Annotated in this window: 6 protein-coding genes and 3 pseudogenes; 3 read left to right on the top strand and 6 right to left on the bottom strand. The window is 66.7% G+C overall.

Annotated features, from left to right (window positions below; translation table 11 throughout):
• Positions 1-195: 195 nt before the first annotated feature.
• From IEY95_RS48825 to IEY95_RS09345, 4 genes and pseudogenes are all read right to left on the bottom strand, one after another.
• On the bottom strand, positions 196-588 hold the full coding sequence (locus tag IEY95_RS48825) for a hypothetical protein (RefSeq protein ID WP_229702733.1): 393 nt from the start codon (positions 586-588) through the stop codon (positions 196-198).
• Between the two features lie 84 nt (positions 589-672).
• Positions 673-1095, bottom strand: coding sequence for a polymorphic toxin type 44 domain-containing protein (locus IEY95_RS09350; protein ID WP_189185384.1), 423 nt, complete (start codon positions 1093-1095; stop codon positions 673-675).
• A gap of 99 nt (positions 1096-1194) precedes the next feature.
• A pseudogene (locus tag IEY95_RS51030) lies at positions 1195-1329 on the bottom strand (IS256 family transposase); the annotation flags it as partial.
• A gap of 281 nt (positions 1330-1610) precedes the next feature.
• Positions 1611-2891: an RNA-guided endonuclease InsQ/TnpB family protein gene (locus IEY95_RS09345; RefSeq protein WP_189185383.1), complete on the bottom strand. Its 1281-nt coding sequence runs from the start codon at positions 2889-2891 to the stop codon at positions 1611-1613.
• Positions 2892-2917: 26 nt separating this feature from the next.
• On the opposite strand from IEY95_RS09345, the pseudogene tnpA reads away from it, so the two are divergent.
• Positions 2918-3329 (top strand): annotated as a pseudogene (gene tnpA / locus IEY95_RS09340) (IS200/IS605 family transposase).
• Between the two features lie 86 nt (positions 3330-3415).
• Here the strand turns inward: tnpA and IEY95_RS09335 are convergent.
• Positions 3416-4234: pseudogene (locus tag IEY95_RS09335) on the bottom strand (alpha/beta hydrolase family protein); the annotation flags it as partial.
• Positions 4235-4337: 103 nt separating this feature from the next.
• On the opposite strand from IEY95_RS09335, the gene IEY95_RS09330 reads away from it, so the two are divergent.
• Both IEY95_RS09330 and IEY95_RS09325 read left to right on the top strand, forming a co-directional pair.
• Positions 4338-5024, top strand: a complete 687-nt coding sequence (locus IEY95_RS09330; protein ID WP_189185382.1) for a YoaK family protein — start codon at positions 4338-4340, stop codon at positions 5022-5024.
• A 221-nt stretch (positions 5025-5245) separates the two neighbouring features.
• Positions 5246-5830, top strand: a complete 585-nt coding sequence (locus IEY95_RS09325) for a TerD family protein (protein ID WP_189185381.1) — start codon at positions 5246-5248, stop codon at positions 5828-5830.
• Positions 5831-5919: 89 nt separating this feature from the next.
• Here IEY95_RS09325 and IEY95_RS09320 read toward each other — a convergent pair whose 3' ends face one another.
• The gene (locus IEY95_RS09320) at positions 5920-7089 is read right to left on the bottom strand and encodes a steroid 3-ketoacyl-CoA thiolase (RefSeq protein ID WP_189185380.1); all 1170 of its coding nucleotides are present in this window, start codon (positions 7087-7089) and stop codon (positions 5920-5922) included.
• Between the last annotated feature and the right edge of the window lie 47 nt (positions 7090-7136).

Raw genomic sequence — 7136 nt, 5'->3', positions numbered from 1 at the left:
AACTCCCGCTACGGCAGCCCCACCGCCGCCTGGAGCTTCTGGCAGGCCAACGGCTGGTACTAAAAAACAGCCAACCCGGACTGCTACACACAGCAGCCCCCTGGACGAAGGCGGCGACCCCCGATCCCCGGGGCCGCCGCCTTCGCCATGCCCACCAGCGCTCCACATCCGCCACCACTTCGGCCGAGCGTTCCCTCAGGACGGAACGAACCCCGGCCACCACGGCGGGACATTTCCCGGGCACACGGCATCAGGATATGAATCCATCGTGCCCATTCTCGTCACGACGAACCAGAGAAAACACAGGTTGAAGAGGATTCCGACGGCAAGGGCGGCACCCCGGCGGAACCTTCCGATCGCACCGTAGACAAGCACCCACGAAACCGTGGTGGCGATCCAGATGAACGGTGCGACGAAAAGCAGGAACAGCGAATTGGCCGAGGCGTTCACGCCGACATCGCACGATGTCCATATCCGACCGACGACGAAAATCGCGAGCAGCGATGTCGGAATCCCGAGAAGCGCGCCCAAACGGAAACCCGCGAACCAGAGCCCGGGCGCCTTCCGCACCTCCGGCACCGTCTCCACAACCAGACCTCCCTTTCCGTACATGTGGGACACGCAGCCGCGGCGGCGCCCGGAGGCACCGCCGCGGCCTGTCAGCACCGCGGTTTACGGCGCGTATTGGGCTTGATCGGATCCCTGACTGTACAGCAGCTCCGCCGTCGAGATCACGGCCTCATGGAACTGTTCCCTGGTCAGATTCAGACCGTATTTGTCGTACAGGTCGATGCCCGCCTGCATGGTGATGTGATCGCCATTGTCATCCTCTCCGACGAGCAGTGGATCAGAGACGCTGGCACCGTCGATCAATGTATCCCGGTCGATACCGGCGGCCCGCCCCACATAGCCGTAGTGGATATTCGACCAGACACCGTAGAACATCTTCAGGTTCCGTCCCGGAACCTTCTGGAAATAGCCCTCGTTGTCCAGGTTGAATTTTGCCCTCAGCTTCGGCTTGTGGTCCCAGTCGCAGATCTTCGGGCACACCTTCGCGGCCCACATGGCAAGCGCCGCTGTGGTGTCGCGTCCCATGTCCCGGCCGGTGAAGGCGTCGTACCACTTCCAGGGGCGAAGCAGCTCCTTGATCGGGAGTGTCTTTTTCTTTGTGTAAGCCCGGTGTGACGGGTTGGGTCAGTAGTCGGTGATGCGGTCGCCGTAGTAGCCGGCGAGGGTGTTGATGGCTGCTTTCCAGTCGCGGGTCTGGCCGGTGATGTGGGGTCTGTTGGACTGGCGGTCGCGGATGACGAGGTAGAGGACCTTCAGGGCGAGCCCGCTCGATCAACTGCTCGGCCAGATCCCGGTCCAGCTGGGCCGCTCGCGCCAACTCCGCACCCGTTCTCACGCTGTTCGCGACGCTCTCGCGCGGGCCATCGTCCTTGATCGCCATGGTGGATCCTTCCCGGCAGAGGCGACACCTCATGCCAGACGGGCCACACCAGGGCTTACACGAAATTCAGGACAGTCCCGCTTTGCGCGACTACGCGACCGCGCGACCAGCCAGTACGAGCTTTGAAGTTCTCTCCCTCGCAAACGAGAGAGATTCCTACCTACCTTGCGGTGGCGGGCTTGACGCGTCTCCGCGCCTGACGACTGCGCCTTCCGGCAGCCGGGATCGCCACGTGGCCGATCCGGTACAGGTACAAGATGTTCCGGGCTGCATTGTGGTCGGCGTTGCCCGACCATCCGCAGTCCGGGTTCTTGCATACGAACACGGCCTGATTTTCCCGGCTGCCTGGCGTGGTTAAGCCGCACGCTGAGCAGCGCTGTGAGGTGCCAGGGGCGGGCACTTTGTGCAGGATGCCGCCGTACCGGGCGGTCTTGTACTTCAGCAGTGTGACCGTGCGGCCCCACGCCTCACCACTGATGGAGCGGTTCAGGCCCGTTTTCTGGGCGACGTTCTTTCCCGGCTTGTCCGCGGTTCCCTTGGCGGACTTGACCATGTTCGTGATGGTGAGTGCTTCGACCACGACCGTGCCGTACGTACGGGCGATGGCGGTGGTGGTCTGGTGCTGCCAGTCCAGTGCCCGGCGCTTGGCTTTCGCGCGCAGGCCTGCGATCTGGTCGTAGGTGTGCTGCAATCGGCGGGAGGTCTTCTCGCCGGGTTTGCGGTGCTGCTTGCGCTGCGCGGCGCGCTGCTCCAGACCCAGGAGCTTGGCCTGCTCCTTGTCGGTCAGCCACTCGCCGTGCTCGTACGTCTTGCCGTCCGAGAGGGCGAGGGGCACGGTGACGCCCACGTCGATACCGGCCTCGGGACCCTGGTGCGGCTCAGGCTCGGGATCCAAGGTCATCACGCGGAAGGCGATGTGCCAGCCGAGGGCGTCCCTGACCAGCCGCGCTCCGGTGATTCGGTTCTCTTTGTTGGCGTGCTTGCCGACCGGAAGGTCTTTAGTCCAGCGGAAGCGGACCCGGCCCAGCTTGGGGATGTTGACCATGCCCCATCTGCGGTGGACACGGACGACATTGAGGTCCCGGCCCTGCGGGATGTCCACCGACATGACCGACCGGAACCGTCCCTTGAAGTTCGGGGCATCCGCTCGGCCGTCCCAGCAGTTCTTCCACGCCTGGAAGTACGTCTTCAACGCCGCTTGCGCGGCCTGCGCGGGTAGGACCGCCAGAAAGTCGATGTCGCGCCGGGCCTGACGGATCGCAGCATCCGCATTCGCGAGCGTCCGCTTATTCTTAGGCATCATCTGCCACCAGGCGTGCAGACAGTTCCACATCGTGCGGGCAGCGTGCGCCTGAGCATCGGCCTTAACAATGTCTGTAGGGGACAGTGCCAGTCGAGCGCGGTGCCCGAACTGCCGTGTCTCCAGGCCGCGTTCAGTCACGACACCGACCCTACTACAGTTGGTTTATGTCACCTCGCTGGATTCCAAATTTCGGCGTCAGGACCGGAAGTCATGTCGTCGCCAATCTCCATGTCCACTTGGATTTTGTTACTAAATACCGGCGTGAGGCATTCACCGACGCCATGCTGACCGCACCGAAGAGATCATGCGAGAGGTCTGCGTCGACTTCGAAGCCGAGCTGAAACAGTTCAACGGCGAACAGGACCACGTCCACCTGCTCATCCACCACCCGCCCAAGGTTCAACTCTCCAAGCTGGTCAACAGCCTCAAAGGCGTCTCATCCCGTCGCCTGCGCCAGGAGTACGACAATCACGTCCGCCGATACCTGTGGGCGGCCACTTCTGGTCCGGCTCCTACTTCGCCAGATCATGCGGCGGCGCGCCCCTCACGGTCGTCCGCCAGTACATCGAGCAGTAGAAACGTCCGCAGTAGCGTGCGGGTCAGAGCAGCACCGAGATTTCGCTTCGCCTCCGCCCTAAACGACGGAGCACTACGAATGACTAGAGGTAGATGAGTCCGCTCGCATCATTGACCCGCCCGTCGAACAGCGCCGGAATCTCCTCGCCCGCCAGGTCGTAGGGCCCGCTGACGGGAGCGAGCGCCTTCAGCCGGAAGTACCGGTCCGCCCCGCCCTCCAGCGCCCGCCCGAGCGCCATGGCCACCTGCCCGCCCTGCGAGAAGCCCGTCGCGTACACATCACCGCTCAGCGGCCGACCGAGCCGGTCCGCTGCTGTCCGGGCCGCCCGCAGCATGTCGACCGAGGCGGTCACGGAAGAGCCGGTGTCCATGTACGGATGGCGGCCGGGCCCCTTGCCGAGGCCCAGATAGTCGGGCGCGACGACGGCGCGTCCGGCCGTGGCGTTCAGATAGGAGGGGACGCGCCCGAAGTCCTCGGCGACGGAGGGTGCGTAGTCGCGGTTCACCATCGTGCCGTGCGTGTCCGAGACGATGTCGAGGCGATGTTTGCCGCCGACGGGGAGGGTGAGCAGCCCGGTGGCCGTGGTGGCTTTCCCGTACGGGTCGACGGTGCGGTAGGTCAGCCGGTACGCCGCTACGCCGTACTGCACGGAGTCCGTGGCCATGTCCCGTTCGGCGAGGAACTTCTTCACCCCACCCGCGTCGTGCGAGGCGACCGGCGTGACGGAGACGAGGGTGCCGCGGGACACCGGCCGATGGGTGGACGAGGATGCGGCCGCCGTCGCCGCCGGGGCTGCCGCGAGCCCCGCCAGAAGCGCCGCCGCGAGAAGAGCGCCCCCTCTGCGGGTACGCCAAATGCGGCGTGTTTCCTTGGATTTGACGGTCTTGTGTGTGTTATCGCTCATGTCCTCGACGCTACGGACGCACGGTTCGCGTCGACATCCGAGAGTCCCCCGCCTCCGTGGTGGACTTGAGTCCACCGCGCCCGTCCTGCTGACCGGAGGCCCCATGACCACGCCGACGGAGAAGACGCACGACCCGGAGGCGCGCGGAGTGCGGCTCGTGGCGGTGCTGTTGGGGATGACCGTGGTCAGCGGGCTCATCGACGCGGTGAGTTATCTGGGCCTCGGGCATGTCTTCACGGCGAACATGACCGGCAACGTGGTGGTGCTCGGCTTCGCCGCGGCGGGCGCGCCGGACTTCTCGACCCCGCATTCACTGGTGTCGCTGGCGTCGTTCCTGGTGGGGGCGGTGGCGGGCGGACGTGTCGGAAGGCGGATGGGCGGGGGCTCGCGCCGTATCTGGGTACGCGCCACGCTCTGCGTGGAGGCGATCCTGGTCGGGGCGGCGTCGCTGGTCGCCTTCGCCGCCCCTGGTGCCAACGGGACCATCTACGCTCTGATCGCCCTCACCGCCTTCGCCATGGGCCTGCGCAACGCGACCGTCCGCAAGTTGGGCGTCGCCGACCTGACGACCACCGTCCTGACGATGACCCTGGCGGGCCTGGCCGCCGACTCCCGCCTGGGCGGCGGCGCGGGCAAACGGTCTCCGCGCCGCACGGCGGCGGTGTTCGCGATGCTTGCGGGGGCGTTGTGCGGGGCGTGGCTGGTGCTGCATCACGGGCTGGGCATCCCGCTGTTGGTCGCGGCAGGGGCGGCGGGGGTGCTGGCGGTGACGGCGTCAGGGAAGGAGTAGCACGACCGCTCCGGGGCCCCTGACGCAGAAACCCTTCGGTGAGCACGAGCACGTACGCGACGACCGCCACCGGCGAGCACGAACATAAGCACGTACGCGACGACCGCCGCGAGTACGAGCACGTACCCGACGCCGAACACCCATTCCCATACCCGGTATACCGGGCACAGGCAGCTCAGGCACACTTCACTCGTTGATGTCCACCACCAAGAGGATCACGCATGATCACGCTCACGAAGGAAGACGGTCCGGCAGATCTGGACGGGGTGACCCATCTGTCCATCGGGGTGTCCTGGGACCCCACCGCCGGGAGCAGTGGCGGGCTGATGGGGAAGATCCGCCGGAACGTCGGCACCGACCTCGACCTGATCGCCATCGCGATGCAGGGCTCGGACCCGGTACGACTGGCGGGCCTCGACTCCCTGGACCCCATGGGCAATGGCTCACTGACGCACAGCGGCGACAACCAGACCGGACGCGGGGAGGGAGACGACGAGACGGTGACCGTCGAGTTCGCCCGGATACCGCCGAACATCACGTCGATCGTGTTCGTCGCCGCCGCGTACAAGAAGGGCAGCGCCTTCCAGAAGGCGCGCAACATCAGTTTCAAGGTCTACGACGCGACCGGGGGCAGCACCCAGCAGGTCGCCGACATCTGGCCGAGCCTGCTCACGAATGACAACGGCTGCGCCGTGGCCAAGGCGATCCGGGTCGGCGGGAGTTGGAAGCTCGAGGTCATCAATGAGACGGGGAAGATCAAGCAGGGGGACGAGCGGGACCTGATGCGCTTCGCGGTGCGCAAGTAACCCACGCCGGGGCTGGGGCTGACGAGCAGGTCGTCAGCCCCGCGCCCCTTCGCCCCCCGCCGCGTTCACCACGTTCGTCGACCGGACGGCTACAGCCTCTGAATGATCGTGCCGGTGGCCAGCCCGCCACCCGCGCACATCGTGATCAGCGCGAACTCCTTGTCCCTGCGCTCCAGTTCGTGCAGGGCAGTCGTGATGAGCCGCGCCCCCGTCGCCCCCACCGGATGCCCGAGCGCGATCGCGCCCCCATTGACGTTGACGTTCTCCAGGTCCTGCTCGAAGACCTGTGCCCAGCTCAACACCACGGACGCGAAGGCCTCGTTGATCTCGACGATGTCGATGTCCTTCAGCGACATCCCGGCCTTGCCCAGCACCGCGCGCGTCGCGTCGATCGGCCCGTCCAGATGGAAGTGCGGGTCCGCGCCGACCAGCGCCTGCGCCACGATCCGCGCGCGGGGCCGCAGCTTCAGCGCCCGCGCCATCCGCTTCGACGCCCACATGATCGCGGACGCGCCGTCGGAGATCTGCGACGAGTTGCCCGCCGTGTGCACAGCCGTCGGCATCACCGGCTTCAGCTTCGCCAGCGCCTCCATGGATGTGTCGCGCAGCCCCTCGTCCCGGTCGACGAGCCGCCACATGCCCTGTCCGGCCCGCTGTTCGTCCTCGGTCGTGGGCACCTGTACGGCGAAGGTCTCACGCTTGAAGCGCTCCTCGGACCAGGCGATGGCCGCCCGCTCCTGGGAGATGAGCCCGAGGGAGTCCACGTTCTCGCGGCTCAGCCCGCGGTGGCGGGCGATCCGTTCCGCCGCCTCGAACTGGTTGGGCAGATCCACGTTCCACTCGTCGGGGAACGGCTTGCCCGGCCCGTGCTTGGACCCGGAGCCCAGCGGCACCCGGGACATCGCCTCGACGCCGCAGGAGATGCCCACGTCGATGACCCCCGCCGCGACCATGTTGGCCACCATGTGCGACGCCTGCTGCGACGACCCGCACTGGCAGTCCACCGTCGTGGCCGCCGTCTCGTACGGCAGGCCCATGGTGAGCCAGGCGGTGCGCGCGGGGTTCATGGACTGCTCGCCGGCGTGGGTCACCGTGCCGCCGACGATCTGCTCGACGCAGTCGGCGTGGATACCGGTGCGGCCGAGGAGTTCGCGGTAGGTCTCGCCCAGGAGATAGGCGGGGTGGAGGTTGGCGAGCGCGCCGCCGCGCTTGCCGATGGGGGTGCGTACGGCTTCGACGATCACGGGTTCCGCGGCCATGGGGGATGGTCCTCTCCTCGGGCCTGTCCGGCGGACCAGGCCTGGGT

The organism is Streptomyces albiflavescens (genome assembly GCF_014645835.1).
GTDB lineage: Bacteria > Actinomycetota > Actinomycetes > Streptomycetales > Streptomycetaceae > Streptomyces > Streptomyces albiflavescens.
This window is presented reverse-complemented; position numbering and strand designations above follow the sequence as displayed.